Source organism: Streptomyces sp. NPDC002088, from assembly GCF_040296605.1.
Classification (GTDB): domain Bacteria; phylum Actinomycetota; class Actinomycetes; order Streptomycetales; family Streptomycetaceae; genus Streptomyces.
Map to the genome: position 1 here is coordinate 141,599 of NZ_JBEOXO010000016.1, position 25,822 is coordinate 167,420.

Genomic DNA, 25,822 nt, shown 5'->3' on the forward strand with positions numbered 1-25,822 from the left:
CGCCTGGACATGTGCCCTGCGTGGACGTTCGCGCTGGATACAGTGCCGACATGAACAGCAGGCCCACGCCGTTCGACGAGCTCGACCGGAAGATCCTCACCGCTCTGATGGCGAACGCCAGGACGAGTTTCGCCGAGATCGGCGCGGCGATCGGCCTGTCCTCGACGGCGGTGAAGCGCCGCGTTGACCGGCTGCGCGACACGGGGGTGATCACCGGGTTCACGGCCACGGTGCAGCCGTCGGCGCTGGGCTGGCGCACGGAGGCGTACGTCGAGGTGTACTGCGAGGGCGCGGCCCCGCCGCGGCGGCTCGCGGAGGTCGTGCGCAACCATCCGGAGATCACGGCGGCGATGACGGTGACCGGCGGTGCGGACGCGCTGCTGCATGTGCGGGCCAGGGACGTGGAGCACTTCGAGGAGGTGCTGGAGCGCATCCGCGTCGAGCCGTTCATCCGGAAGACGATCAGTGTGATGGTGTTGTCCCACCTCCTCCCGGAAAGCCCGGAGGCGGGTGCGAGCCAGCCCGCGCCGGAGGAGACCGTGCGGGGCGCATCAGACGTGCGGTGACGGGCCTGAAGACGCAGCGATGCTGCGTGAACACGCAGTCTTCGTTCCTTGTTGTCCGGCTCCGTCATTTCCTACCTTGGTGTCAACCCTCAGTCGACACCGCAGGAAACGGAGGGACCCCTCTGTGCCCGACAGCCGTGTGCCGCGCTCCCGGCGCTTTCTCGTCTGCGAACCCAGACACTTCGCCGTGCAGTACGCGATCAATCCCTGGATGCAACCCGACACCCATGTCGACGTCGATCTGGCCCAGGAGCAGTGGCAGGCGCTGATCCGCGCCTACCGGGCCCACGGCCACACCGTCGACGCGGTGGAGCCGGTCGCGGGTCTCCCGGACATGGTCTTCGCCGCGAACTCGGCGGTCGTCGTCGACGGCCGCGTCTTCGGCTCCCTCTTCCACGCGCCCGAGCGGCGCCCCGAGTCCGTCCACTACGACACGTGGTTCAAGACGGCGGGCTTCGACGTCCACCGGCCCGAGTCCGTCTGTGAGGGCGAGGGCGATCTGGTCTGGACGGGCCGGTACGTCCTGGCCGGCACCGGATTCCGTACGACCCGGGAGGCGCACCGCGAGGTGCAGGAGTTCTTCGGCCACCCGGTGATCAGCCTGACGCTGGTGGACCCGTACTTCTACCACCTGGACACGGCGCTGTTCGTCCTCGGCGAGGACAACATCGTGTACTACCCGGAGGCGTTCTCGCCCGGCAGCCGCGAGGTGCTCGCGCGGCTGTACCCGGACGCCGTCCTGGCGACCCGCGAGGACGCGATGGCATGGGGTCTGAACTCCGTGTCCGACGGTCGCCACGTCTTCATCGCGCCGCAGGCCGAGGCGCTGGCCGCCCGGCTCGACGACCACGGCTACGTCCCCGTCCCCGTCGACCTGTCCGAGTTCCACAAGGCCGGCGGTGGCATCAAGTGCTGCACCCAGGAGATCCGCTGATGACCGCACCCGCACGCACGCTTCCGGAAAGCCGCACCTCCGCCGAACTGATCCGCGCGGAGAAGCCCGTCCTCGCGCACAACTACCATCCGCTGCCCGTGGTCGTCGCCCGTGCCGAGGGCACCTGGGTGGAGGACGTCGAGGGCCGTCGGTACCTCGACATGCTGGCCGGCTACTCGGCGCTCAACTTCGGCCACCGCCACCCGGCGCTGATCGAAGCGGCCCACCGCCAACTCGACCAGCTGACTCTCACCTCGCGCGCGTTCCACAACGACCGGCTCGCCGAGTTCGCCGAGCGGCTCGCGGCGCTGACCGGCCTGGACATGGTGCTGCCCATGAACACGGGCGCGGAGGCGGTCGAGAGCGGCATCAAGGTGGCCCGCAAGTGGGCGTACGAGGTGAAGGGCGTGCCCGCCGACCAGGCCACGATCGTGGTCGCGGCGGACAACTTCCACGGCCGTACGACGACCATCGTCAGCTTCTCCACGGACGAGACGGCCCGCGGCGGCTTCGGGCCCTTCACGCCCGGGTTCCGGGTGGTGCCGTACAACGACCTCGCGGCGCTGGAGGCGGCGGTCGACGAGACGACGGCCGCGGTGCTGCTCGAGCCGATCCAGGGCGAGGCGGGCGTCGTCGTCCCGGACGACGGCTACCTGGCCGGCGTCCGCGCCCTGACCAGCCGGGAGAACTGCCTGTTCATCGCGGACGAGATCCAGTCGGGCCTGGGCCGCACCGGCCGCACCCTCGCCGTCGAGCACGAGGGGGTCCTCCCGGACGTTCTGCTCCTGGGCAAGGCGCTGGGCGGCGGCATCGTGCCGGTGTCGGCGGTGGTGGCCCGCCGGGAGGTCCTGGGCGTGCTGCGGCCGGGCGAACACGGTTCGACGTTCGGCGGCAACCCGCTGGCCGCCGCGGTCGGCACGGCCGTCGTGGAGCTGCTGGAGTCGGGCGACTTCCAGCGCCGCGCCGCCGAGCTGGGCACGGTCCTGCGCGACGGTCTGACCGGGCTGGTCGGCAAGGGCGTGGTCGGCTTCCGCGCCCGCGGGCTGTGGGCGGGCGTCGACATCGACCCCGCCATCGGCACCGGCCGCGAGATCAGCGAACGCCTGATGCACGAGGGCATCCTCGTCAAGGACACCCACGGCTCCACGATCCGCCTGGCACCGCCACTGACGATCACCGGCGAGGAGCTGGCGGGGGCTTTCGGGGCACTGGAGAAGGTGCTGACGCAAGCGGCCTGACGGAGTCGGCGACACCCTGCCGGCGGTGCTGCGCGGCCGGCGCCGACCCCGAGATCGCACGGGTGCTCGCGGCGCGGGAAAGCGTGCCGACGCGGACAGCCTGACGCCGCCTCCGGCGGCCCGCCCGTCCGAGTCTTCCCGGCTCGGGCGGGCGGGCCGCTGTGTGCGCACGGCGGCGGGCGCCCTCCGGCTCCGAAGGGTGAAGATTGAGTCAAGAGGTGGTAGACCACTGTCACGACAGAGAGGTCGGCCGTGGGCGCATACGAGGAGCACGACGTCGCTCGCCGGCGCTTCGACGTTGCCGACGCCGCACCGCTGCTGCTCGACGCACGGGGCGTGGTGACGAGCTGGACCGGCAACGCGCAGCGGCTGCTGGCCTACCCGGCGTCGGAGGCGGTGGGCAGGAAACTGGCCGACCTGCTGACCCCCCAGGACGCGGTGCGGGTGCCGGAGCTGCTCGAGCGGTGCCGCGTGGACGGCGGCTGGGCAGGGCTGCTCATGGCCCGGCGCAAGGACGGGCAGCCGGTGCGGGTCATGGCCCGGATCACCCCCGCCGAGGAGAGCGCGGGCCCCGCACGGCTGCTGGTGCTGCTGTCCGACCTCGCCGGGTCCCCCGGCTGGGACATGAGCCGCACCATGCTGGAGCAGCTGGTCGACCGGTCGCCGATCGGCATCGCGATCGTGGACAGGGACCTGCGCTACGTGTGGTCGAACGCCGCCCTGGCCCGGTTCGGCGGCGGGGCGCCGAACCGGCGGCTGGGGCTCAGGCTGGCGGACGTCCAGCCGGGCTTCGACGCCGAGCCCGTCGAGGCCCGGATGCGGCACGTGCTTCAGACCGGCGAATCGGTGCTCGGCTACGAGCACATCGGCCACGTGCGGTCCGCGCCGCACCGGGAGATCGCGCACATGCTGTCGTTCACCCGGCTCGACGACGAGCACGGCCACCCGATGGGCGTGTACTACACGGTGGTGGACATGACCGAGCGGCACCGGGCGCGGCAGCGCCTGGCGCTGCTGGACCGGGCCGGCGAGCGCATCGGCCGCAGCCTGGACATCATGCGCACCGCGCAGGAGCTGGCCGACGTGGTGGTACCGGGGTTCGCCGACTTCGTCGCCGTGGACCTGCTGGAGCCGGTGCTGCGGGGCGCGGAGATCGCACCCGGGCCGCTGGGCGACGCGGATCCGCTGCGGCTTCGGCGGGCTGCGCATCAGTCGGTGCCCGGCAATGTGCCCGAGACCGTCGTAGGTATCGGGCACATTGCCGCCTATCTGGCCGGATCGCCCCCGGTCCGCTGTCTGTCCACGGGCACGTCGTGGCGCGAGGAGCGCCTCAACCCGCTGGCCAGGGAGTGGGCGACGAACACACCGGGCGGCCGAAAGGCCACCTTCACGGAGCTGGGGCTGCGCAGCGTACTGATCGTGCCGCTGCGCGCGCGGGGCGTCACTCTGGGCATCACCACGTTCTTCCGGCGCCGCCAGGAACCCTTCGACGAGGACGACCTGGTCCTGGCCGAGGACATCGTGTCGCGGGCGGCCGTGTGCGTCGACAACGCCCGCCGCTACACGCGCGAGCGCGAGGCCGCGCTGGTCCTCCAGCGCACCCTGCTGCCGCACCGGCTGCCCGAACAGGACGCGGTGGAGGTGGCGGCCTGCTACCGGCCCGCCGACGAGCTGACGGGGCTCGGCGGCGACTGGTACGACCTGATCACGCTGTCCGGCGCGCGCGTGGCCCTCGTGGTGGGTGAGGTTCCTGGGCACGGCATCCACGCCGCCGCCGCCATGGGCCGGCTCCGGACGGCCGTACGGACCCTCGCGGCGCTGGACCTGCCGCCCGAGGAGGTGCTCGCCCATCTGGACGACCTGGTCGCGCGGTCGGTCTACGAAGAGGGCGTCGAAACGGACTACGAAGAGGCCGACAGCGCCCGGACCCTCGGCGCCGGCTGCCTGTACGTCGTCTACGACCCGGTGGAGGGCCGATGCCTCATGGCAGCCGCCGGCCATCCCGCGCCGGCCGTGATCGAGCCCGACGGGAGTATCACCTTCGTGGAGCTTCCGCAGGGGCCGCCGTTGGGCGTGGGCGGGCCGCCCTTCGAGTCGGTCGAGCTGACCCTGGCCGAGGGCAGCACGCTCGCGCTGCACACCGACGGTCTGCTGGCGCGCGGGGCGCAGGGGTGGGCCGTCGACGCGGACCGCGACCGGTTGCGCAAGGCACTGGAGCGCCCCTCGCCCTCGCTGGACCTGCGCTGCCGGACCCTGGTCGACGCGCTGACCCCGGCCCGCCCGCGCGACGACGTGGCCCTGCTGATGGCCCGCACCCGGCGGCTGGACGCCCGTCAGTTCGCGGCCTGGGACCTCCCCGCCGACCCTGCGGTCGTCGCCGACGCCCGCAAGGCGGCGAACCGGCAGCTGTCGGAGTGGGAGCTCGACGAACTGGCGTTCACCACGGAACTGGTCGTCAGTGAGCTGGTCACCAACGCGATCCGGCACGCCGCCGGTCCGATCCGGCTGCGGCTGATCCGGGAGCGCGCCCTGATCTGCGAGGTCTTCGACGGCGCTGCCACCGCGCCCCATCTGCGCCATCCGCGTACCACGGACGAGGGCGGGCGCGGACTGCTGCTGGTCTCCCAGGTCACCCAGCGGTGGGGCACGCGCTTCCTCCCCGAAGGGAAGATCATCTGGGCCGAGCAGTCACTGACGGACCTTCCGGTGTGACCACCCGGGTGCCGGAGGGCGTCCCGCGTATCTCATGGCGTGAGAAAATAGCGCAAATGCGGGCAGATGGGGCGTGCGCCATGAACGATACGGCGATCGACTACGCGGGAGTGTTCCAGGCCCTGCCCGGCATGGTCGCGCTGCTCACGCCCGATCTCAGGTACGCGGACGCCAACGAGGAGTTCCTGCGGGTGGCCGGGCGCACTCGCGAACAGATGATCGGCCGCCATCTCTTCGACGTCTTCCCGGACAACCCGAACGACCCCACCGCGACGGGCATGCGCAACCTCGAGGCCTCGCTCAACCGCGTGATCGCCACGGGCAAGCGGGACACCATGGCCTTGCAGCGATACGACGTGGCCTGCCCCGACCGGCCCGGGGAGTGGGAGGAGCGCTACTGGAGCCCGGTCAACGCGCCGGTGTTCGACACCGACGGAAAGGTGGTGCTGCTGGTGCACCGCGTCGAGGACGTCACCGAACTGATCCGGGCCCGCGGTAACCCCGGCGGCCGGACCCGGGTGCTGGAGGCCGAGCTGTACACGCGCGCCCGCGAACTGCAGGAACTCAACGAGCGGCTGCGCCAGGCCCACGCCCGTGAGCGTGAGGTGGCGCTCGCCCTCCAGGAGGCGATGCTGTCGGCCCGCAGGCAGGTGGGACACCACCGGACCGCCGTGCGCTACCGGCCCGCGGTGGGCGCGCTGAACGTGTGCGGGGACTGGTACGACGTGGTCGACCTGGTGGGCGGCAACCGCATCGGCGTCTCGGTCGGGGACGTGGTCGGCCACGGTCTGGCGGCCGCCGGTGTCATGGGCCAGTTGCGCAGCGCACTCACCGCGGTCTCCCGGGTCGCGGCGGGCCCCGCCGAGGCGCTGAACGTCCTGGGTCGCTACGCCCACGTCGTCGACGGCGCCGAGTCGGCCACGGTGGTCGCGACGTTCATCGACTTCGACCACCGCACCATCACCTACAGCAGCGCCGGGCATCCCCCGCCCGTCCTGGTCCATGCCGACGGCCGGGTGGAGTTCCTCGACCAGGCGACCGATCCGCCCCTCGACGCCCGCCTGGCCCCGGTCCCCCGGCCGCAGGCCGTCACCACGTACACCGACGGCGCCACGCTGGCGCTGTACACCGATGGTCTGGTCGAGCGCCGCCGCGAGGACATCGACACCGGCCTGGCCCGCCTCGCCGACTCCCTCCGCCGCCACTGCACGCAGGACCCCGAGTTCCTCGCCGACGCCGTCCTGCTGGAACTGCTGCCGCCCGGGGGCGCGACCGACGACACCGCGCTGGTCATCGTGCGGCTGTGAAGGGAGACCGGAGTACACGATGACGGTCCGTCAACGGGCCACGCCGGCAAGGCCGGAAGCGGTTCCCCGGGACTGCGCCTGCACCTACACTTGCACCCCACGACGCCCCGGTTGACCTGCTGGAACGCGGCGGTCATCGCGATCCGCCGGATGGAGGAGCGCCCCCTTGTTCTACTACCTGCTCAAGTACGTGGTGCTGGGACCCCTGCTGAGAGTGCTCTTCCGGCCCCGCATCGAAGGCCTCGAGCACGTACCGGCGTCGGGCGCCGCCATCGTCGCGGGCAACCACCTCTCGTTCGCGGACCACTTCCTGATGCCCGCGATCCTCAAGCGGCGCATCACCTTCCTCGCGAAGGCCGAGTACTTCACCGGACCGGGCATCAAGGGCCGGTTGATCGCGGCCTTCTTCCGCAGCGCCGGGCAGATTCCGGTGGACCGTTCCGGCAAGGACGCGGGACAGGCCGCGATCCGCGAGGGGCTCGGCGTGCTGCGCAAGGGCGAGCTGCTGGGCATCTACCCGGAGGGCACCCGCTCGCACGACGGGCGGCTCTACAAGGGCAAGGTCGGAGTGGCGGTGATGGCCCTCAGGGCCGGTGTGCCGATCATCCCGTGCGCGATGATCGGCACCTTCGAGGCGCAGCCGCCGGGCCGGGTCGTCCCGCGCATCCACCCCGTGGTGATCCGCTTCGGCAAGCCCCTCGACTTCTCCCGCTACGCGGGCATGGAGAACGAGAAGGCGATCCTGCGCGCCGTCACCGACGAGCTCATGTACGCGATCCTGTCGCTGTCCGAGCAGGAGTACGTCGACCAGTACGCGGCCGTGGTCAAGGCCGAACTGGCCGAGAAGGAGCGCAGGTTCCCGCGGATGCCGCTGAGCTGAGCCCGTGCTCGTGTCCTCTGCCGGTCCTCGCGCCTTCTGCTGTCGGCCGATCTCCTGGAACGGCACGCGCTGCGGACCTACGGTCGTCCCATGAGACGAGCTGTGGTGATCGGAGCGACGGGCCAGATCGGGCGTCCGACGGTGGACACCCTGGTCCGGGACGGCTGGGCGGTGACGGCCGCCTCGCGCGGGGGCGGCCGGGACGAGAGGTGGCCCGAGGAGGTCGAGTCGGTCCGGCTCGACCGGGAGGACGACGAGGCACTGGCCGCGGTGCTCGGCGACGGCTGCGACCTGGTGGTGGACGTCGTGGCCTACGGGGCCCGGCACGCACGCCAGTTGACCTCCCGCGCGGACCGGATCGGCTCGGCGGTGGTGATCTCCAGCGTGGAGGTCTACGAAGACGGCAACGGCCAGGGCTTCGACACCATGCGCGACACGGGCGACTTCCCCGAGTACCCGGTGCCCATCCCGGAGACCCAGCCGACCGTAGCGCCCGGCGACGCCACGTACGCCTCCGGCAAGGCGGCGCTGGAGGCCGAACTCCTGTCGGCAGCGGACCGGTTGCCGGCCACGCTGTTGCGCGCCGGCGCGATCCACGGGCCGCACAGCCCCATCCCCCGTGAGCTGTACTTCGTCAAACGCAACCTCGACGGCCGGCGCCGGCGCGTGCTCGCCTTCCGCGGCGAGAGCCTCTTTCACGTGGCCGCCGCCCGCAACATCGCCGAGCTGGTGCGGCTGGCGGCGGCGCGGCCCGGTTCCCGGGTACTCAACGCCTGCGATCCCGAGCCGCCGACGGTCGCCGGGATCGGTGCGGCGATCGACGCGGTGATGGGGGTGGAGACGGAGACGGTCCTGGTGGACGGGCCCGCGCCGTCCCCGTCGGTGGGCAGGACACCGTGGTCGGCGGTGCTCCCGGTCGTGTGCGACATGACGGCCGCCCGGCGAGAGCTGGGCTACCGGCCGGCGGTGAGGTACGCCGAGAGCCTGCCGGAAACCGTCGAGTGGCTCGAACGACGGCTGGCCGGACGGGACTGGCGGGAGGCGTTCGCCGGACTCGCCGGGTACTACCCCGAGTTGTTCGACTACGCGGCGGAGGACGCCTGGCTGGACGCCCGGACATGAGCAGGGGGCGGCGGGTTGTCCCCGCCGCCCCTCACCTTCGTACAACCGCCGCTTACGGCTTCGGCGTGGCGTGCGGCGCGCAGGTCACGTCCGCGGTGTCCAGCTTGCCGGTCAGCAGGTAGGCGTCCACCCGGCTGTTGATGCAGGTGTTGACCAGGCCGGTCACACCGTGCGAGCCGGCGTCCTTCTCGGTGATCAGACGGGAGCCCTTGAACCGCTGGTGCAGTTCGACGGCGCCTTCGTACGGTGTGGCCGCGTCACGCTCGGACTGCACGATCAGCACCGGCGGCAGGCCCTTGCCGGTCTTGACGTTCACCGGGGTCTGCTGCTTGGCGGGCCAGGTGGCGCAGGGCAGGTTCATCCACGCGTTGGCCCACGTCATGAACGGGTAGTCCTTGTTCAGCCGCGTGTTGTCGCGGTCCCACCTCTGCCAGCTGGTGGGCCACTTGGCGTCGGCGCACTCGACGGCCGTGTAGACGGCGTTGCCGTTCTCCGAGGCGATGTTGCCCGCGGTGTCGGACAGGTCGGGAGCGGCCGCGTCGACGAGCGCCTGGGTGTCGCCGGCGACGTACTGGCTGAACACGGTGGCGACCGGCACCCACGAGGAGTCGTAGTACGGGGCGCTCTGGAAGAAGCCGATCAGCTCGGCCGGGCCGACGACCCCGCCGAGGGGGCTCTTCTTCGCGGTCGCGCGCAGCTCCAGCCACTTCGCCTGAACGGCGTCGCGGGTGGTGCCGAGGTGGAAGGTGGCGTCGTTGGCGGCGACCCAGTCCTCCCAGTCCTTCCAGCGGCCCTCGAAGGCGATGTCCTGCTCCAGGTTGGCCTGGTACCAGATGTTCTCGCGCGACGGGTTGACGACGCTGTCCACGATCATGCGGCGGATGTGGCCCGGGAACAGCGTGCCGTAGACGGCGCCGAGGTAGGTGCCGTAGGAGACGCCGAGGTAGTTGAGCTTCTTCTCGCCGAGCGCGGCGCGGATGACGTCCAGGTCGCGGGCGGTGTTCGGCGTGGTCATGTACGGCAGCATCTCGCCGCTGCGCTCGTAGCAGCCGTCCGCGTACTCGGCGGCGAGCTTGCGCTGGGCGAGCTTGTCGGCCTCGGTGTCCGGCACCGGGTCGGCCTTGGGCGCCTTGACGTACTCCTGCGGGTCGATGCAGGAGATGGGCGCGGAGTGGCCGACGCCGCGCGGGTCGAAGCCCACGAAGTCGTACGCCTTGGCCGTGTTGACCCATATGGCGCTCTTGGTGGTGACGCGGCGCGGGAACCGGAGACCCGAGCCGCCCGGCCCGCCCGGGTTGTAGATGAGCGCGCCCTGACGCTCGCTCTTGGTCCCGGTACTGCCGATGCGGTCGACGGCGAGCTTGATCTGCTTGCCGTCGGGCTTGGCGTAGTTGAGCGGAACGGTGACGTAGCCGCACTGGATCGGCTTCTCCAGGCCCCAGTCCGCGGGACAGTCCTGCCAGTCGATGCCCGCCTTCGCGGCCCTGGCCGCGGCGATCGCCGCGCCGCGGGCTTCACGGTCCTGCCCGTGCCGGCTCTCCGCACTCGCCGTGGGCGCCGCGAAGGCGCCGGCTATCAGGGTCGCCGCGACGAGCGCTCCAGCCGATCCGAGCGCGGCCGTCCGCTTCCTCGGTCTGATGTCCCTCAAGTGGGCCCTCCCCCTACCTGGTTCGAAAGGTAAGGGGATCCTTGCGGCTGTGAGGTCCCTGAGAACAGGGGGCGTTGACCTTCTTTGCCAATCCGATAACCGGAGAATCGTGTCCCGCTGATCGGATGATCAGCCGAGGGCCGCGAGCGCTTCGTCCAGCACCCTGCGCAGCAACAGCGCATCCGGGGCGACCGCGGTCACCAACGCGCCCGGCCCGGCGAGCGGAACCAGGGTCGCTCCCTCGCCCAGAACCCGGGCCGCCACCGGGTCGGCCGAGAACTCCGGCCGTACGAGGACCAGTTGGCCCACGGCCCGATGCCCCGCCAATACGGCGGGCCCGTCCCAGCCTCCCGGCGCACCCGGCCCGCAGGCGAGCTCCTGGTCGAGCAGGACCCGCCCGGCGACCCGGACGGTGAGACGACTGGTGAGCCGCCCGGGTTCCTCACCGACCCGTCCGAGCACCTGCTCCTCACGCAGCACGAGCCGAGCGGAGCCGGCGAGGTCGGCACGGGTGGTGACATGCAGATCGCTGCCACCGGCCGAGATCAACTGCTCGGGCAACCAGTGGAGTTCGCCGCCGTCGGCGACGTCGAGCCGTACGTCGTACCGGGCGTCGCCCTTGGCCTGCCCCGGCAGCGCGATGGTGGCGGCGGCCGAACCGATCCGCAGCCGGGCCCCGTCCTCCACCTCGGCATGGACAGCGAAACGGTCACCTCCCAGCGGCCCGCTCATCGCCCCGACGAGCATGACACGCGCCTCGGAACCGCTCCCCCGGGTCCGGCGCAGCGCGAGCGGCCCGTCGCTCTCCAGCACGGGAAGGGAAGTACCGCCCCGGCCGTCGTCCCGGGCGACGATCCGCGCCGTGGCCCGTACCCCGTTCACGATCAGGCCGTCCACGCGACGAGCTGCGCCCGCACCCAGCCGGCGACGTCCCGCACCCCGTCCTCGCCGCGAAGCGACTGGAAGACGACCGGCAACTCGTCCCGCTGCGCCTTGGCGTCGGCCGCCATCCGCCCGAGGTCCGACCCCACGTACGGCGCGAGGTCGGTCTTGTTGACGACGAGCAGGTCGGCGGTGGTCACGCCCGGGCCGCCCTTTCGCGGGATGTCGTCACCCCCGGCGACATCGATCACGAAGATCTGCGCGTCGACGAGCCCCTTGGAGAAGGTGGCGGTGAGGTTGTCCCCACCGGACTCGACGAGGATCAGGTCCAGCGGCCCCACCTCGTCCTCCAGATCCTCCACCGCCTCGAGGTTGGCGGAGATGTCGTCCCGGATCGCGGTGTGCGGACACGCGCCGGTCTCCACGGCGGTGATCCGCTCGGGCGGCAGCACGGCCTCCCTCAGCAGGAACTCGGCGTCCTCCCGCGTGTAGATGTCATTGGTGACGACCGCCAGGGACAGCTCTTCCCGCAGGGCACGACAGAGCGCCGCGACGGTGGCGGTCTTCCCGGACCCGACGGGCCCACCGAGCCCGATACGCAGGGCCCGGCGGCGGCCGTCCGGACGATGAGCGTCGGCGCTGACGGCGGAGGGGCCGTCGTGGGAGTGGTCGAGGTGCATGGGGCGGCTCCTACTTTCTTTCCGCGGTGTGTTTTTCAGCTTGCCTCGGGGGGCGACTGCGTCCATCGGCGACTCCGCCGCGGGCTCCTATGACGCGAACAGACGTACAGGCCATGCGGCATGCGCCTCCGCGCCGATCTCCAGCAGCGGAGCCGACGCCGCGGGCAGCGCGTCGGCCCCGTCGTCGAGCACACGCCGAGCCGCCTCGACGGCCTGGTCGGCCACCCGGTCCAGCTCGGGCGCCAGCCGGGCCAGCACCGCCGTGGCATCGAACGGGTCCAGACTCAGCAGCCGCACCGTCGCCGTGGCCGGCCCGCCGACACTCTCGTACGCCGCGCAGTACGCGGCATCGACGGCCCCCAGCCCGGCCGCCCGAGCCACGAGCCCCAGCACCACCGGCTGGTGCGCCCCCTTGGGGAACTCCCGTGCCACGGCCTCGAGTTCCGCGGACGGCCAGGTCGCCCGGGCGGCCCGCATCAGCTGCCGGCCCAGTTTCCGCGCGGCGACACGCAGCGCGGGAGACGGCGTACGCGCGTCCGCCGCCGCGTCCAGCTCCACCGGATCCACTCCGAGCGCGGCCGCCGCGGCGAGACCCGCGGACACCAGCCCCGCCGTGTGCAACCTCCCCCGGCAGAAGTCCTCCAGACTCGCCGCTCCCGTGATCCGACCGGCCTTGACGGCCGCCTCGGCCCCGCCGGAGTGCGCGTGCCCTCCGGCGGGGAAGCGGCCGTCGGCCAGGACGAGAAGTGCTGCCCTGGACATCAGAAGAGGAAGTACCGCTGGGCCATGGGCAGTTCCGCGGCGGGAGTCGCCTCGACCAGCTCGCCGTCGATGTGCACGGCGAAGCTGTCGGGATCGACCTGGACCCGCGGCCGCGCGTCGTTCTCGCGCATGTCCGCCTTGGTCACCCCGCGCGTCGACTCGATCGCCACGAACCGCTTCCCGAGCTGGAGCCGCTCCGGCAGCCCGTCCTCGATGGCGAGCGGCGCCACGAAGTTGAACGAGTTGGACGCGGGCGCCCGCCCGATCGCCCCGTACATCGGACGCGGGAGGATCGGCTGCGGAGTCGGAATCGAGGCGTTCGCGTCGCCCATCTGCGCGTACGCGATCTGCCCGCCCTTGATCACGAGGTGCGGCTTGACGCCGAAGAACGCCGGCTCCCACAGCACCAGGTCGGCGAGCTTGCCGGTCTCCACGGACCCGATCTCGCGGGCGAGGCCCTGGGCGAGCGCCGGGTTGATCGTGTACTTGGCGACGTAGCGACGTACTCGGCGGTTGTCCGCCCGCCCGTCCCCGGGGAGCGCCCCCCGCCGCCGCTTCATGACATGGGCCGTCTGCCAGGTCCGCATGACGACCTCGCCGACGCGCCCCATGGCCTGGGCGTCGGACGAGATGATCGAGATCGCGCCGAGGTCGTGGAGGATGTCCTCCGCCCCGATGGTCGACGGCCGGATCCGGGACTCGGCGAACGCCAGGTCCTCCGGCACCGCCGGGTTGAGGTGGTGGCACACCATCAGCATGTCGAGGTGTTCCTCGGCGGTGTTGACGGTGAACGGCCGTGTCGGGTTCGTCGAACTCGGCAGCACGTGCGGCTCGGACACCACGGTCATGATGTCCGGCGCGTGCCCACCGCCCGCGCCTTCGGTGTGGTACGCGTGGATCCCGCGCCCGGCGATCGCGGCGAGCGTGTCGCCCACGAAGCCGGCCTCGTTCAGGGTGTCCGTGTGGATCGCGACCTGGATGCCGGTCCGGTCGGCGACGGTCAGCGAGGCGTCGATGACGGCCGGGGTGGAGCCCCAGTCCTCGTGCAGCTTCAGTCCCAGGGCTCCCCCGCGGATCTGGGACAGCATCGCCTCGTGCGAGACGGTGTTGCCCTTGCCGAGGAAGCCGATGTTGAGCGGGTACTGCTCCATCGCCTCCAGCATCCGGGCCAGGTGCCAGGGCCCGGGCGTCACGGTGGTCGCCTTGGAGCCCTCGGCCGGTCCGGTGCCGCCGCCGACCAGCGTGGTGATGCCCGCGGAGAGCGCCTCGTCGGCGATCTGCGGACAGATGAAGTGGACGTGCGCGTCGACGGCTCCGGCGGTGAGGATCCGCCCGTTGCCCGCGATCACCTCGGTCTCGGGACCGATGACGAGGTCCGGGTGCACCCCGTCCATGGTGTCCGGGTTGCCCGCCTTGCCGATGCCGGTGATCCGCCCGTCGCGGATGCCGATGTCGGCCTTGACGATCCCCCAGTGGTCGACGATCACCGCACCGGTGATGACGGTGTCCGGGGTGCCGTCTGCGCGCGTAGCACGCGCCTGGCCCATGGATTCACGGATGACCTTGCCACCGCCGAAGACGGCCTCGTCACCGGCGAGCCCGGGACCGCCGGAACGATCCTCCTCGATCTCGATCAGCAGATCGGTGTCGGCGAGCCGGATGCGGTCGCCGGTCGTCGGGCCGAACAGGTCGGCGTACGCGGCACGCGAGATCTCAGGCATCGAGGGCACCTCCGGTCTCCCCGCGCAGACCGGGCACGATACGGGCACCGGTGAGCGGAACGAGTTCGACGTCGACGGGGATCCCGGGCTCGAAGCGCACGGCGGTGCCGGCGGCGACATTCAGCCGCTTGCCCCGTGCGGCGGTGCGATCGAACTCCAGTCCGGGGTTGGCCTCGGCGAAGTGGTAGTGGGAGCCGACCTGGACGGGCCGGTCGGCGGCGTTGAGGACGGTCACCCGGGTGACCTCACGGCCCTCGTTGTAGACGATCGGGTCGTCCGTGAACAGGATCTCTCCGGGAATCATGGCGGCCTCCCCGTCAGACGATCGGGTCGTGGACGGTGACGAGCTTGGTGCCGTCCGGGAAGGTCGCCTCGACCTGGACGTCGTGGATCATCTCGGGGATGCCCTCCATGACGTCGTCCCGGGTGAGCAGCTTGCGTCCGGAGGACATGAGTTCCGCGACGGTACGGCCGTCACGCGCACCCTCGAGGATGTGCGACGTGATGAGGGCGACGGCCTCGGGGTGGTTCAGCTTGAGCCCGCGGGCCCGGCGCTTCTCGGCCACGTCGGCCGCCACGTGGATCAGCAGCCTCTCTTGCTCGTGCGGGGTCAGTTGCACGTCCCACCTCACAGTCCTCGCTCCGGACCGTGCGGGGTCCGGTTGCCGCGGCCCCCGGGCAAAGTCCCTGGTGGCGTAGAGCGGCAGGCTAGTTGGAGCGGGTTTCGGGCAAGTTAACCGAGCTGTGATCCGAACTGTGATCCGTCAGACTCCCGCGCGCGGATCCCGCATGCGCATCGACGCCCGCAGACCGTCCGCGCGACCTCCGCGCCACGCATGCGGCCCGAGCCGGTGAAGGAGCAGGCGAAGGAAGGAGCCCGTCCCCGAGAGGTCGCTCGCACCCGTCGCCCGACCGGCCGCCTGCCGGGACGTCAGGAGGGCCCGGTCCCCCTATGCTCCGCCGCGATCCCGAAGCGCTGACGTTCGCGGGGAGCGGACGCGACCTCGCGGACGGCGGAGACCGCGCTGATCACCTGTTCCTCGTCGGGCTTGTCCAGCTCGTCGAGTCGCTCCAGGTCGGCGGCGGAGACGAGGGCGACGAGGGGCTTGCCGTGACGTGTCACGACGACGCGCTCACCGCCGTACACCACCCGGTTGATCAGGTCGGCGAGCTCAGCCCTGGCTTGCGTCACCGGAATCTCGTAGGCCATACCCCCATCATAACGTCATGTACGTCCTGTACATTTTTTACAGAGACAGCTCTGCAGAGACAGCTCTGCCGCGAGGAGGGGTTCGCCATGATCCGACCGTCCGCCCGCCACGTCCTGCCCGAGTTCACCGAGCGCACGAGCTTCGGGCACCGGACGCTGGATCCGTACTCGAAGCTGCTGGAAGGACGGATCGTCTTCCTGGGGACCCCGATCGACGACGCCTCGGCGAACGACGTGATCGCACAGTTCATGCACCTGGAGCACCAGCAGCCGGACCGGGAGATCTCGCTGTACATCAACTCCCCCGGCGGCTCGTTCAGCGCCATGACCGCGATCTACGACACGATGCGGTACGTCAGCTGCGACGTGGAGACGTTCTGCATGGGTCAGGCCGGATCGTCCGCCGCGGTGCTGCTGGCCGCGGGTGCGCCGGGCAGGCGGTACGCGCTGCCGGGCGCGCGCGTGGTGATCCGTCAGCCGGCGCTGCCCGAACCGGTCGAGGGGCAGGCCGGCGACCTTGCCATCCAGGCGGAGGAGCTGGCGCGCACCCGGGCCTTGCTGGAGGAGATGCTGGTACGGCACACGGGGCGCAGTCCGCAGCAGGTGAGTGCCGACATCGAGCGGGACAAGGTCCTGGACGCGCCGGGCGCGCTGGAGTACGGCCTGGTGGACCGCATCATCGACGGCCGCAACGGCTCGCGCACCACGCCAGGCGCGAGGTGAGCCGCGGATGCTGCCACCGGAGCTCCCGCCGCTGCCCGCCCTGACGCGGGCCGAAGGCGAGTTGATCGACCGTTACCTGGAGGTGGTCGACCTGCTCGGCCGCATCAACCCCGCGCATCACGGGGACACGTACCGCGGACTGCGCGCCGCCCAGGCACTGGTGGGGAAGGCGGCCGCACTGCGCGACGCGCTGGCCCTGATGCACCAGCGGGGCGAGGCCGAACTGCACGCGCCCACTCTCGCGCGGGCGCTGCGCGTCCTGGACGGGGAGCGGCGCACGGCTCGCGTCATCGTGCCGTCGCGCCCCGACAGTTGACGCATGCGGAGCCGGTCCGGGCGTTCGACCCCGGGTGCGGAGCGTCCGGGGCGGAGTTGAAACGGACCAAATGGTGTACCCCCTGTTGGCGTAGACATGCATCCTTTTCTCGGGCCGTCGCGGTTGCGCAACGCGCGTGGCTCCGGAGTGGGATGAGGTGCTCCGGTGCTGGTCCGGGGCTCGTCGGCCCTCTGGACAGTCGATCGAACATTGGGGTGTCCACCCGAACGGGCGAGTGGTGAGCAACAACACAAACTCCCGGTTCCGTTGGGATTTTCGGACACACGTGAGTGAAGATCCCAATCTGACGACAAGCCCCCGCCACAGCGGCGGGGCGGTCCGGGCGGACGCCGAGTCCTGCCGCTGTCCCGGACGACCGGTCGACGGAAGTGCATCGGCAGGAGTGGAGGACCCAAGCACGACGGGTTCGCCGGAACGGCCAAGCCATGGCCGGGCCGAGCAGCCCTTGGGGTGAAGCCGCGCAACGCGGCCGGGCAACTTCGCCAGCCCGAATCCGACAGGTCATCCTTCACAGGCGGCTGACGAAGGGTTGCGCATGACTGCGCTCAATCGTGTTCCGTCGCTGATGGCCCGGGCCGGTACGGCCTCGGCGCTCACCATTGCCGCCGTCGGCGGCTCGATCGTGGCCCCGGGCTTCGCCTCCGAGGCGGCGGCCGCCACAACCGCGACGAAGGCGCTCCAGATCGCGGCCTCCAAGAAGGGCTCCCCGTACCAGTACGGCGCCACGGGGCCGCGCAGGTTCGACTGCTCCGGGCTCACGCTGTACTCGTTCAAGAAGGCGGGCAAGAAGCTGCCCCGCACGGCGGCCCAGCAGTACAACAAGACCCGCCACATCTCGGCCAGGAGCCGCAAGCCCGGCGACCTCGTGTTCTTCCACTCGGGCTCCAGCGTGTACCACGTCGGCATCTATGCCGGGAAGGGAAAGATCTGGCACGCCCCGAAGACCGGAGATGTGGTGAGGCTGCAGAAGCTCTGGACGACGAGCGTCTGGTACGGCAGGGTCAGTTGACCCGCCCGGTGCGGTGGCGGCGTCCTGACGCGTCGCCGCCGTGCCGGGACCGCTCCCCTGAACCAGGACCGGGTCCTCAAGGATCCTGCTGCCCCGCGGTCGGCACCGGCTCGGCCGGGACCGTCCACGGGAGTTCGATGAAGACCGTCTTGCCCCCCTCGCGGGTCGGGCGGACGCGCAGCCTGCCGCCGCACTCCGCGGTCAGCCAGCGGATGATCACCATTCCCCGGCCGTTGTCCTGCTGGACGGCGGCCGGCAGTCGTTTGGGGAAGCGTGGGTGGCTGTCGGTGACGCCGATGCGCAGGTGCTCGTCACGGTCGAGGGTGAGGTCCACCGTGAAGGTGGGCGACTGCCCCAGAGTGTGCTGTACGGCATTGGTGGCGAGTTCGGAGACGATCAGCCGGATGGTGTCGGCCGCATCCGTGTCGGCCGGCAGGCCCCACTCCGCGAGAGCGCTCGCCACGAAGGTGCGGGCAGCGGAGACCGAGGCGGGATCGCTCGGCAGAGTGACGGATGCTTCCAGATGGTCTGCCATGGCGACGTCGTCCCTTCCCGCGGGACCGCAGTCCGACAAGGAGCGGATTCGAGTACGGTCCCGGACTGGTGCTTCTTCGCCAGACTGCCATTACCGGGTCGGTCACGGTGGCGATCCACCAAGATGTGCATATATCTGTCGCTCGAAGCGGTGAACTCTGCGACGGCAGACCGTATTTGGGCGGCTCGGAAGGAGTAAGGAGTTTCCCATGCAGTACGGTCCCGCGGTACGCCGCCGGAAGCTGGGCGCCGAACTGCGCGCGCTGCGCGCCCGCACGGGGCTCACCAGTGGTGAGGCGGCCCGGCTGGTGGGCTGGCACCAGTCGAAGGTGAGCCGGATCGAGACCGGCGCCAGCGGGGTGAAACCGGCCGATGTGCGGTTACTCCTGGACGCCTACGGTGTCGCCGAGGCCCAGCTACGGGAGTTGCTGCTGGTGCTGGCGGGCTCCCACGACGGCGGCCGGGACCATTGGTGGCACGCGTACCGTGGTGTACTGCCGCCCACCTACCGGGATTTCATCAGTCTGGAGTCGCAGGCGAGCGCGATGCGCACGCTGGAGACGTCGGTGGTCCCGGGGCTGTTGCAGACGCCCGAGTACGCCCGTGCGGTGACGCGGGCCGCCGTGGAGGGGCTGGAGGAGGAACGGCTGGACGCGCTGGTGGAGGTGCGGCTGGCCAGGCAGGACGTGCTGCGCGCGCAGTCGCCGCTGGAGTTGACCGCGGTCCTGGACGAGGCGGTGCTACGGCGGGAGGTCGGCGGGCCCGATGTGATGGCGCGGCAGCTGCGGCGGCTGGTGGATGCGGGGCGCCTGCCCCAAGTGCGGCTCCAGGTACTGCCGTTCAGCGCGGGGGCGCACATCGGCATCACCGGGCCTTTCGTTATCTTGTCATTTCCGAGCACTTCTGATCTGGATGTGGTTGTTCTTGACCACATGACGAGTAGCCTCTACCTCGAGCGGAAAGAAGACCTCCAGGCCTACTCGGAGGCCTTCAACACCCTTCAGATCCACGCCCTTTCACCCGAGGACTCGTTGGATTTCATCGCCGGGATAGGTGACGGCGCGTAAGGAGGCACCATGACTGCACTGCCTCGGAACGTACCTTCCACTACTCATCTGCACGATGTGCGATGGCTGCGCAGCAGCTACAGCACAGGAGCGAACAACTGCGTGGAGACGGCCCGGCCGGCCTCAGGGCCATGGGCCGGACTGCTCGCCGTACGTGACTCCAAGGACCCGGCCGGACCCGCGCTGCTCTTCTCCCCCGAGAGCTGGGCGGAATTCACGACCGCTTTCCACTGATTTCGGTCATGACCGGCCCACCCTGATCAGTTCCAATCAGAAGTGATCAGCTCTGATCGATGACGAATCGTGCGACACACGGCCGTGTCACGCCGACTCATGGTCGTGTCACGCCGGCTCATGGTCGTGTCTCGCCGATCACCCGTACCGCTCGTTCGACCTGGGCCTCGGAGAGGTCCGCGCGGGCGGTCAGTCGCAGCCGGGAGATGCCGTCGGGCACGGAAGGAGGACGGAAGCAGCCCACGGCCACACCCGCCGCCCGGCAGTCGGCCGCCCACCGCACGGCCCCCTCCGGGGACGGCGCCCGCACGGAGACGACCGCGGCGTCCGGACGTACCGCCTCCAGACCCGCGGCGGTCAGGCGTGCGTGCAGCTCGCCCGCCACCGTGCGGGCCCGCGCCGCCCGCTCCGGCTCGCGGCGCAGCAGCCGCAGGGCCGACAGGGCCGCGCCCGCCGCCGCGGGGGCGAGGCCCGTGTCGAAGATGAACGTCCGGGCCGCGTTGACCAGGTGGTCGATCACCCGGACGGGACCGAGCACCGCCCCGCCCTGGCTGCCCAGCGACTTGGACAGGGTGACCGTCACGACGACGTCGTCGGCGCCCGCGAGCCCCGCCGTGTGGGGGGCGCCACGGCCGCCGTCGCCCAGCACGCCAAGGCCGTGGGCATCGTCGAGGACCAGCCCGGCGCCGCGCTCCCGGCATGCCCGCGCGAGTCCGGTCAGCGGGGCGGCGTCGCCGTCGACCGAGAAGACCGTGTCGGAGACGGCGACGGCGGGCCCGTCGTGTGCCTGGAGCGCCTTGCGCACGGCGTCCGGTTCGGCGTGTGCGACGACCTGTGTGGTGCCGCGGGCCAGCCGGCAGCCGTCGATCAGCGAGGCGTGGTTGCCCGCGTCGGAGACGATCAGCGAGCCGTGCGGGGCCAGCGCGGTGACCGCCGCGAGGTTGGCCGCGTAGCCGGAGGAGAAGACCAGGGCCGCCTCGAAGCCGCAGAAGGCGGCCAGCTCCCGTTCGAGCTCGGCGTGCAGCTCGGTGGTGCCGGTGACGAGCCGGGAGCCGGTCGCGCCGCCGCCCCAGGTCCGCGCCGCCCGGGCCGCGCCCTCGGCGACCTCGGGGTGGCGGGCCAGGCCCAGGTAGTCGTTGCTCGCGAGGTCGAGGAGCGGCGAGTCGGCGGGGCGCGGGCGCAGCGTCCGTACGAGCCCGGCGTGGCGGCGCAGTTCCGCCTGCTCGTCGATCCAACCGAACGCCATGGATCCTCCGGGGAATTTGTAGGCAGTGGACAGACCCTAGCGGGATGACCAGTGGGCCAGGATGTGGCAATCCACACACCACGAAGTGCCTCTGTTGTACGAACTCTCCTTGGCCCGGGGCACGTCCTTAGGACAGGATCGGCTCTCATGGACCTGCTGAACACGCTGGTGGACAAGGGGCTTCGGCGCGAGCTGCCGAGCCGCGAGGAAGCACTCGCCGTACTCGCCACCTCCGACGACGATCTGCTCGATGTGGTGGCCGCGGCCGGCAAGGTGCGCCGGCAGTGGTTCGGCCGACGGGTGAAACTCAACTATCTCGTCAACTTGAAGTCCGGACTGTGCCCCGAGGACTGCTCCTACTGCTCTCAGCGGCTCGGCTCCGAGGCCGGGATCCTGAAGTACACCTGGCTCAAGCCGGACGAGGCGTCCCAGGCCGCTGCGGCCGGTCTCGCCGGGGGTGCCAAGCGGGTCTGTCTGGTGGCCAGTGGCCGCGGTCCGACCGACCGGGACGTGGACCGGGTCTCGGACACCATCAAGGCGATCAAGGACCAGAACGAGGGCGTCGAGGTGTGTGCCTGCCTCGGCCTGCTCTCCGACGGCCAGGCGGAACGGCTGCGCGAGGCGGGCGCGGACGCGTACAACCACAACCTCAACACCTCCGAGGGGACGTACGCGGACATCACGACCACGCACACCTACGCCGACCGCGTCGACACCGTGCAGAAGGCGCACGCGGCGGGCCTGTCGGCCTGCTCGGGGCTGATCGCCGGCATGGGCGAGAGCGACGAGGACCTGGTGGACGTGGTCTTCTCACTGCGCGAGCTGGACCCGGACTCCGTTCCGGTGAACTTCCTGATCCCGTTCGAGGGCACGCCGCTGGCCAAGGAGTGGAACCTCACCCCGCAGCGCTGTCTGCGGATCCTGGCGATGGTGCGGTTCGTCTGCCCGGACGTCGAGGTGCGCATCGCGGGCGGCCGCGAGGTCCATCTCCGTACGATGCAGCCGCTCGCCCTGCACCTGGCCAACTCGATCTTCCTCGGGGACTACCTCACCAGCGAGGGCCAGGCGGGCAAGGCCGACCTGGAGATGATCGCGGACGCCGGTTTCGAGGTGGAGGGCGCCGACCAGGTGACGCTGCCCGAGCACCGGGCGGGCGGCTGCCACGGGGGCGACAGTGTCTGCGGTTCCGCCTCCGCCCCGCAGGTCAACGAGGCCCGTACGGACCTCGTCGCGGTACGCCGCCGAGGCGCCGGTACTGATCTCGCGCCCAATGCCTGACCCGAAGCCTGCCCTGAGGCCTGATCCGATGCCTGCTCTGAGCGTGCCCGAGCTGCTGGACCTCGACCGGCGGCATGTCTGGCATCCGTACGGCCCGATGCCGGGCCGTCAGGAGCCGCTGGTCGTGAAGTCGGCGAGCGGGGTGCGGCTGACCCTGGCGGACGGCTCGGGCGAGCTGGTGGACGGTATGTCGTCCTGGTGGTCCGCGATCCACGGCTACAACCACCCGGTGCTGAACGAGGCAGCGCACGAGCAGCTGTCGCGCATGAGCCACGTGATGTTCGGCGGGCTCACGCACGAGCCCGCCGTGCGGCTGGCGAAACTCCTCGTCGACATCACGCCGGCCGGCCTGGAGCACGTCTTCCTCGCCGACTCCGGGTCGGTGTCGGTCGAGGTCGCGGTCAAGATGTGCCTGCAGTACTGGCGTTCGCTGGGCCGCCCCGAGAAACAACGGCTGCTGACCTGGCGCGGCGGCTACCACGGCGACACCTGGCAGCCGATGTCGGTGTGCGACCCCGAGGGCGGGATGCACGAGCTGTGGGCCGGGGTGCTGCCGCGCCAGGTGTTCACGGACGCGCCGCCGGCGGAGTACGACGAGGCCTACGCCGACCGGTTGCGCGCGGCGATCGAGCAGCACGCGGGCGAACTGGCCGCGGTGGTCGTCGAGCCGGTGGTGCAGGGCGCGGGTGGGATGCGGTTCCACTCCCCCGCCTATCTGAGGGTGCTGCGCGAGGCGTGCGACGCGCACGACGTGCTGCTGGTGTTCGACGAGATCGCGACCGGTTTCGGTCGGACGGGCGCGTTGTTCGCGGCGGAGCACGCGGCGGTGACGCCGGATGTGATGTGCGTGGGCAAGGCGCTGACCGGCGGTTATATGACCATGGCGGCGACGTTGTGCACCGCGCGGGTGGCCGACGGGATCTCGCGGGGCGAGGTGCCGGTGCTCGCGCACGGTCCCACGTTCATGGGCAACCCGCTGGCGGCGGCCGTGGCCTGCGCCTCGATCGAACTGCTGCTCGGCCAGGACTGGCGGGCGGAGGTCGAGCGGATCGAGGCGGGGCTGCGGGAGGGGCTGGAGCCGGCTTCCGCGCTGCCCGGGGTGAAGGACGTCCGCGTCCTCGGCGCCATCGGCGTCGTCCAGCTCGACCACCCGGTGGACATGGCGGCGGCCACCCGGGCCGCGGTGCGCGAGGGCGTGTGGCTGCGGCCGTTCCGCGACCTTGTCTACACGATGCCGCCGTACGTCACGGGCGACGCGGACGTGGCACGGATCGCGCGCGCGGTGTGCGCCGCGGCGCGGGAGGGATGACATGCCGGTACTGGTGATCACGGGCACGGGCACGGAGGTCGGCAAGACCGTCGCGACGGCGGCGATCGCCGCCGCGGCGGTCGCGGCCGGCCGCTCGGTGGCCGTGCTGAAGGCCGCGCAGACGGGCGTACGGCCGGACGAGCCGGGCGACGCCGATGAGGTGGCGCGGCTGGCCGGTGCGGTGACGGCGACCGAACTCGCCCGGTATCCCGACCCGTTGGCGCCGGCGACGGCGGCGCGGCGGGCCGGACGGACGCCGGTGCATCCGCACGACGTGGCGGAGGCGGCGCAGAAGCTGGCCACGGAGCACGACCTGGTGCTGGTCGAGGGTGCGGGCGGGCTGCTCGTGCGGTTCGACGCGGCGGGCGGAACCCTGGCGGACGCGGCCCGGCTGCTTCGGGCGCCGGTACTGGTGGTGGCCTCGGCGGGCCTGGGCACGCTGAACACGACGGAGCTGACGGCACGTGAACTGCAATCACGCGAGGTCGAGTTGCTGGGCGTGGTGATCGGCAGCTGGCCGGACTCCCCCGATCTGGCGTCGCGTTGCAACCTGGCGGATCTGCCGCTCGTGGCCGGTGCGCCGCTGCTCGGGGCACTGCCCACCGGCGCCGGGTCGCTCGCTCCCGCCGACTTCCGTTCCATGGCGCCGGGTTGGCTGGCGCCACGGCTGGACGGGACGTGGGACGCGGAGGCGTTCCGGGTGCGGGAGGCTCCCTGGCCGGCATGTGGATCGAAGAGCGCCGTCGAACACCGTCGCGGCACGCCCGGGCCTACCCGGGAGTGGTGAAGCGGGCCCGCCAGAGGTCGCGAAGCAGGAGTGCAGGTGCCCCAGCCGCCACGCGATGGTGGTGACCGGCGACCGGTCGGGCTCCGGCGGGCCGGTGTGGTCGAGGATCTGCTCGACCCGCTCGACGCTCACGCTCCAGTCGTCGGCGGTCTTGGCGACTGTCATGCCGCCGGCGGCCTGCCGGGCGACCTCGGCGTACTCGTTTGCCGGGATCAGCGGTTCGCCCTGATCGAGCACCCACTCGCCCGGCCCCAACGGTCGGTCCGCACACCCTCGGTGTCCATGCCTGTCTTGCGTCGCCGTCGCGGCTCGTACTCGCTGCGTTCAGCGGGAAGCTGACGACTCACCTCACGGGGCGCGGCTCATTTTCTCGCCACCGAAGCTGTGCAGCACGGAAACACGGGGTGCGGCCGGAGCACGACAGGAAGACACCGCGGTGCAGCGTTCCCGGCGACAGCGGGTCAGCTCACGGATACATGCGCGAGGAGGCGGTCCAGCGGCCGTGGTACCTGAGTGAGGTCCAGGTCATCGATGAGCGATCGTGCGTACTGGCTCTTCCGGCCGCTGATGGTACCCATGAAGCGCCGCAGCTGCTGCTCGACGTTCCGCTCCCGCTGGGCGGGCTGTTTCTGGAAGATACGGAATGCCCGCAGGTCGCCTTGGGCGTCGACGACCTGTTGCACGGAGGCGGCCCCGAGAGAGCGGATCAGCTCCTCTTCCAGGTCGGCGACGCACACGTAGAAACCGAGCGGCTCCATGTCGGCGCGAGCGAGGTCGCAGCCGAGGCCTGCTCGCTCCAGGGCGCGCGAAAAGTGGCCTTCCTCTCCGGCGTCACACAGGCCCGCCAGTCCGATGTCGAGCCCCTGAGGGCCCAGCAGATTCAGGAATCTGCCGATGTTGGTCGCACCTCCGAGCGGGATGACGGCGATGCCCTCCGCACCGAGGGCACGGCGGTGACGGGCAGCCAGCGCTTCGAGCGCGACCTGGTCGCTGACCCCTTCCACGAGTACGGCCGTGCGCAAAGCGTTGCCGGCAGCCAGTTCGTGTGCGGCCGCGGCGGCTGCTGGAGCCCCCGCACCGCCGGCTGCCCACTCCATGACCGCCAGACGGAACCGCGTTATCGCATCCACAGGCCCTAGTCTGTCAGCCGCGGCTGGGCAGGCCGCAACGAGCCCCTCGCACGCAGTACTTCGCCGGGCGCGCTGCCGTCTGCCGACACGCGTCCCCGCACCCAGGAACCCGCAGGTGGGCAGTGTCGACAACTCGCATCGGAAATCAACGTCGGTGAACGGTACGGCCGGTGGATTCCGGCACACATGCTCATCGGCTACGCGCGGGTCTCGACCCGTCGAGCACGGTCCCCCGCCGGCCGAAGAAGACCGCCGCCACGAAGCCCTGAAAGCTACCGGCCGGTTACTTGCTCCCTGGTGCCCGAGCCGGGACTACAGGGCCGAGAAGCCGTACCAGTTCGATGCGGGAGCGGATGCCCAGGCGGGTGAAGACGCCCCGCAAATGGTGGTCGATCGTGCGCGGGCTGAGCGCCAGACGGCCGGCGATCTCGAGCAGGTGCGGGACTTCATCGCGTAGGCGTCCGGGCGCCGAGGGACGCAGGCGCGGGTGCGGCGGGGCCTTACGG

General features: G+C 71.2%; 26 protein-coding genes, 2 pseudogenes and 1 riboswitch. Of the genes and pseudogenes, 15 read left to right on the forward strand and 13 right to left on the reverse strand.

Going from position 1 to position 25,822, the window contains the following annotated elements; translation table 11 throughout:
• The first annotated feature begins 50 nt into the window (after positions 1-50).
• From ABT114_RS30225 to ABT114_RS30255, 7 genes are all read left to right on the forward strand, one after another.
• Positions 51-566, forward strand: coding sequence for an Lrp/AsnC family transcriptional regulator (locus tag ABT114_RS30225; RefSeq protein WP_351146048.1), 516 nt, complete (start codon positions 51-53; stop codon positions 564-566).
• Positions 567-690: 124 nt separating this feature from the next.
• A complete protein-coding gene (ddaH, locus tag ABT114_RS30230) occupies positions 691-1,500 on the forward strand; it encodes a dimethylargininase (RefSeq protein ID WP_351146049.1) in 810 nt (269 codons plus the stop codon).
• Entirely contained in the window at positions 1,500-2,738 is a 1,239-nt protein-coding gene (gene rocD, locus ABT114_RS30235; protein ID WP_351146050.1) for an ornithine--oxo-acid transaminase, read from the forward strand. Before ddaH ends, rocD begins: the two co-directional genes overlap by 1 nt.
• Positions 2,739-2,990: 252 nt before the next feature.
• Entirely contained in the window at positions 2,991-5,450 is a 2,460-nt protein-coding gene (locus ABT114_RS30240) for a SpoIIE family protein phosphatase (protein WP_351146051.1), read from the forward strand.
• 80 nt (positions 5,451-5,530) lie between these two features.
• Entirely contained in the window at positions 5,531-6,757 is a 1,227-nt protein-coding gene (locus tag ABT114_RS30245) for a PP2C family protein-serine/threonine phosphatase (protein WP_351146052.1), read from the forward strand.
• A gap of 166 nt (positions 6,758-6,923) precedes the next feature.
• Positions 6,924-7,637: a lysophospholipid acyltransferase family protein gene (locus tag ABT114_RS30250; RefSeq protein ID WP_351146053.1), complete on the forward strand. Its 714-nt coding sequence runs from the start codon at positions 6,924-6,926 to the stop codon at positions 7,635-7,637.
• A gap of 90 nt (positions 7,638-7,727) precedes the next feature.
• A complete protein-coding gene (locus tag ABT114_RS30255) occupies positions 7,728-8,759 on the forward strand; it encodes an NAD-dependent epimerase/dehydratase family protein (RefSeq protein WP_351146054.1) in 1,032 nt (343 codons plus the stop codon).
• Between the two features lie 52 nt (positions 8,760-8,811).
• Here the strand turns inward: ABT114_RS30255 and ABT114_RS30260 are convergent, their stop codons facing one another.
• The 8 genes from ABT114_RS30260 to ABT114_RS30295 form a co-directional block, all read right to left on the reverse strand.
• On the reverse strand, positions 8,812-10,407 hold the full coding sequence (locus tag ABT114_RS30260) for an alpha/beta hydrolase (RefSeq protein WP_351146055.1): 1,596 nt from the start codon (positions 10,405-10,407) through the stop codon (positions 8,812-8,814).
• Positions 10,408-10,536: 129 nt separating this feature from the next.
• Positions 10,537-11,295 carry an urease accessory protein UreD gene (locus tag ABT114_RS30265; RefSeq protein ID WP_502988420.1) on the reverse strand — a complete coding sequence of 253 codons (759 nt, stop codon included), beginning with the start codon at positions 11,293-11,295 and terminating at the stop codon, positions 10,537-10,539.
• Positions 11,292-11,969, reverse strand: coding sequence for an urease accessory protein UreG (gene ureG, locus ABT114_RS30270; protein WP_351146057.1), 678 nt, complete (start codon positions 11,967-11,969; stop codon positions 11,292-11,294). Before ureG ends, ABT114_RS30265 begins: the two co-directional genes overlap by 4 nt.
• An 87-nt stretch (positions 11,970-12,056) precedes the next feature.
• Positions 12,057-12,731 carry an urease accessory protein UreF gene (locus ABT114_RS30275; protein ID WP_351146058.1) on the reverse strand — a complete coding sequence of 225 codons (675 nt, stop codon included), beginning with the start codon at positions 12,729-12,731 and terminating at the stop codon, positions 12,057-12,059.
• The gene (locus tag ABT114_RS30280) at positions 12,731-14,452 is read right to left on the reverse strand and encodes an urease subunit alpha (protein ID WP_351146059.1); all 1,722 of its coding nucleotides are present in this window, start codon (positions 14,450-14,452) and stop codon (positions 12,731-12,733) included. Before ABT114_RS30280 ends, ABT114_RS30275 begins: the two co-directional genes overlap by 1 nt.
• The gene (locus ABT114_RS30285; protein WP_351146060.1) at positions 14,445-14,756 is read right to left on the reverse strand and encodes an urease subunit beta; all 312 of its coding nucleotides are present in this window, start codon (positions 14,754-14,756) and stop codon (positions 14,445-14,447) included. The genes ABT114_RS30280 and ABT114_RS30285 overlap by 8 nt, the downstream gene beginning before the upstream one ends.
• Before the next feature lie 13 nt (positions 14,757-14,769).
• Positions 14,770-15,072, reverse strand: a complete 303-nt coding sequence (locus tag ABT114_RS30290) for an urease subunit gamma (protein ID WP_010988499.1) — start codon at positions 15,070-15,072, stop codon at positions 14,770-14,772.
• 311 nt (positions 15,073-15,383) lie between these two features.
• Positions 15,384-15,662: a type II toxin-antitoxin system Phd/YefM family antitoxin gene (locus ABT114_RS30295; RefSeq protein WP_351146061.1), complete on the reverse strand. Its 279-nt coding sequence runs from the start codon at positions 15,660-15,662 to the stop codon at positions 15,384-15,386.
• A gap of 87 nt (positions 15,663-15,749) precedes the next feature.
• On the opposite strand from ABT114_RS30295, the gene ABT114_RS30300 reads away from it, so the two are divergent.
• The 3 genes from ABT114_RS30300 (at position 15,750) to ABT114_RS30310 (ending at position 17,731) form a co-directional block, all read left to right on the forward strand.
• Positions 15,750-16,385, forward strand: a complete 636-nt coding sequence (locus ABT114_RS30300; protein ID WP_351146062.1) for an ATP-dependent Clp protease proteolytic subunit — start codon at positions 15,750-15,752, stop codon at positions 16,383-16,385.
• A gap of 7 nt (positions 16,386-16,392) precedes the next feature.
• A complete protein-coding gene (locus ABT114_RS30305) occupies positions 16,393-16,701 on the forward strand; it encodes a hypothetical protein (RefSeq protein ID WP_351146063.1) in 309 nt (102 codons plus the stop codon).
• Between the two features lie 380 nt (positions 16,702-17,081).
• Positions 17,082-17,254: riboswitch (cyclic di-AMP (ydaO/yuaA leader) on the forward strand.
• A gap of 3 nt (positions 17,255-17,257) precedes the next feature.
• Positions 17,258-17,731 (forward strand): C40 family peptidase, encoded by a 474-nt coding sequence (locus ABT114_RS30310; RefSeq protein ID WP_351146064.1) that lies wholly within the window; start codon positions 17,258-17,260, stop codon positions 17,729-17,731.
• A 76-nt stretch (positions 17,732-17,807) separates the two neighbouring features.
• On the opposite strand, the gene ABT114_RS30315 is transcribed toward ABT114_RS30310, so the two are convergent.
• On the reverse strand, positions 17,808-18,266 hold the full coding sequence (locus tag ABT114_RS30315) for an ATP-binding protein (protein ID WP_351146065.1): 459 nt from the start codon (positions 18,264-18,266) through the stop codon (positions 17,808-17,810).
• A 208-nt stretch (positions 18,267-18,474) separates the two neighbouring features.
• Between ABT114_RS30315 and ABT114_RS30320 the strand changes: the two genes are divergently transcribed.
• The gene (locus ABT114_RS30320) at positions 18,475-19,332 is read left to right on the forward strand and encodes a helix-turn-helix domain-containing protein (protein ID WP_351146066.1); all 858 of its coding nucleotides are present in this window, start codon (positions 18,475-18,477) and stop codon (positions 19,330-19,332) included.
• A gap of 9 nt (positions 19,333-19,341) precedes the next feature.
• Positions 19,342-19,566 (forward strand): DUF397 domain-containing protein, encoded by a 225-nt coding sequence (locus tag ABT114_RS30325; protein WP_351146067.1) that lies wholly within the window; start codon positions 19,342-19,344, stop codon positions 19,564-19,566.
• A 118-nt stretch (positions 19,567-19,684) separates the two neighbouring features.
• Here the strand turns inward: ABT114_RS30325 and ABT114_RS30330 are convergent, their stop codons facing one another.
• Complete coding sequence (locus tag ABT114_RS30330; RefSeq protein ID WP_351146068.1) at positions 19,685-20,812, reverse strand: 8-amino-7-oxononanoate synthase; 1,128 nt, start codon at positions 20,810-20,812, stop codon at positions 19,685-19,687.
• Positions 20,813-20,959: 147 nt separating this feature from the next.
• On the opposite strand from ABT114_RS30330, the gene bioB reads away from it, so the two are divergent.
• From bioB to bioD, 3 genes are read left to right on the forward strand one after another with little or no spacing between them, the layout of a single operon-like run.
• Entirely contained in the window at positions 20,960-22,090 is a 1,131-nt protein-coding gene (gene bioB / locus ABT114_RS30335; protein ID WP_351146069.1) for a biotin synthase BioB, read from the forward strand.
• 28 nt (positions 22,091-22,118) lie between these two features.
• Positions 22,119-23,399: an adenosylmethionine--8-amino-7-oxononanoate transaminase gene (locus tag ABT114_RS30340; RefSeq protein ID WP_351146070.1), complete on the forward strand. Its 1,281-nt coding sequence runs from the start codon at positions 22,119-22,121 to the stop codon at positions 23,397-23,399.
• A 1-nt stretch (position 23,400) separates the two neighbouring features.
• Positions 23,401-24,186: a dethiobiotin synthase gene (bioD, locus tag ABT114_RS30345; protein WP_351146071.1), complete on the forward strand. Its 786-nt coding sequence runs from the start codon at positions 23,401-23,403 to the stop codon at positions 24,184-24,186.
• Between the two features lie 18 nt (positions 24,187-24,204).
• Here bioD and ABT114_RS30350 read toward each other — a convergent pair.
• From ABT114_RS30350 to ABT114_RS30360, 3 genes and pseudogenes are all read right to left on the reverse strand, one after another.
• Positions 24,205-24,447: pseudogene (locus tag ABT114_RS30350) on the reverse strand (DinB family protein); the annotation flags it as partial.
• Between the two features lie 200 nt (positions 24,448-24,647).
• Positions 24,648-25,316, reverse strand: coding sequence for a TOPRIM nucleotidyl transferase/hydrolase domain-containing protein (locus ABT114_RS30355; protein WP_351146072.1), 669 nt, complete (start codon positions 25,314-25,316; stop codon positions 24,648-24,650).
• A gap of 283 nt (positions 25,317-25,599) precedes the next feature.
• Positions 25,600-25,746, reverse strand: a pseudogene (locus ABT114_RS30360) (LuxR C-terminal-related transcriptional regulator); the annotation flags it as partial.
• Positions 25,747-25,822 lie beyond the last annotated feature (76 nt).